Source organism: Streptomyces alkaliphilus (assembly GCF_014141535.1).
GTDB classification, from domain to species: domain Bacteria; phylum Actinomycetota; class Actinomycetes; order Streptomycetales; family Streptomycetaceae; genus Streptomyces; species Streptomyces alkaliphilus.
In genome coordinates this window covers 1-1367 of sequence record NZ_VKHT01001185.1, presented here as the reverse complement: position 1 = coordinate 1367, position 1367 = coordinate 1, and the positions used below count along the sequence as shown (strand labels likewise).

The following is a 1367-nucleotide window of genomic DNA, read 5'->3' as shown; positions in this document are numbered from 1 at the left end:
GGCGGACACCGGCCGGGGAGCGGTGACTCCCGCGGCGCGGTCCGCCGGACCCTCCCCTCCTGCCGTCGGGCGGCGGCGGAGCCCGGAGCCGGTGCGGTGGGGGGCGATCCGCCGCGGAGGGGTCCCGATGCCTCCGCGGCGGCTCCGGCACCGCTTCCGGGAGCGGTGTGGGGCGGGGAGGACGGAGCGGCCGCCCCGGGCGCGCGTGGGAGCGCTCCCAAACCTCGGCGTACCGCAGCGTGTCCCCGTGACCTCCCGGAGGCGTCGACCCGGGTTCGACACCCCCATGAAGCCGGCGAAGTCATGCCCCTGTCAAGAGTGGGGACGGGATGTCCCCACCGCCGGGCGGGGACATCCCGCGCGGCGGCGGGGCAGTGCGTCGGGGGCCGAGTCGGCGGGAGTCAGCGGGAGAGGATGAGGGACATCGCCTCGGCGCGGGTGGTCGAGTCGCGGAGCTGGCCGCGCACCGCCGAGGTGGTGGTCTTGGCGCCGGGCTTGCGCACACCACGCATCGTCATGCACATGTGCTCGCACTCGATGACCACGATCACCCCCCGCGGCTCCAGGATCCGCATCAACGAGTCGGCGACCTGCGTGGTCAGCCGCTCCTGCACCTGCGGGCGGCGCGCGAAGACGTCGACCAGTCGGGCCAGCTTCGACAGACCGGTGATCTTGCCGCTGGCCGAGGGGATGTAGCCGATGTGCGCGACCCCGGTGAACGGCACCAGGTGGTGCTCACAGCTGGAGAACACCTCGATGTCCTTGACCAGCACCATCTCGTCGTGGCCGAGGTCGAAGGTGGTGGTGAGGACGTCCTCGGGGGTCTGCCACAGACCGGCGAAGATCTCCCGGTAGGAGCGGGCCACCCGGGCGGGGGTGTCGCGCAGGCCCTCGCGGTCGGGGTCCTCTCCGACGGCGATCAGCAGTTCGCGGACGGCGTTCTCGGCGCGCTTCTCGTCGAACTCGCCGATGGGCGCACCGTCGGTGGCCCGGGTCACCGGGTCGGTCATCGTGTCCTCTTCCGTTGTGCTGGTCCGGCGCGTCCGCCGGCCGACCGCCCCGGGGCCGGGGCGGGGCGCGACACAACGCCGACGCGCCCCCCGGAACAACCCGAGGGGCGCGTGTGACATTCCCACGGGACCCACCGGCCCCGCGGCGACCCGGGCCCACCGACCGCTCGGCGGACCCCGGGCCGGGGGTCAGTCGATCGTCGACCCGACGCCGTCGCCGGCGCCCTCGGGTCCGGTGATCGCCCGCTTCGCCGACGAGGGACCGGCACCGGCCTCCACGCCGGCCCCCGCACTGCCATTGGCCTTGGCCAGCTCGATCCGCTTGGCCGGTACCGCCACCGGCGGGCGGGTGGTGGG

At 74.7% G+C, this 1367-nt stretch carries 1 protein-coding gene; it reads right to left on the bottom strand.

The features are described 5' to 3' along the window. Nucleotides 1-401: 401 nt before the first annotated feature. On the bottom strand, nt 402-1010 hold the full coding sequence (gene folE, locus FNQ90_RS23310; RefSeq protein WP_182608158.1) for a GTP cyclohydrolase I FolE: 609 nt from the start codon (nt 1008-1010) through the stop codon (nt 402-404). Between the last annotated feature and the right edge of the window lie 357 nt (nt 1011-1367).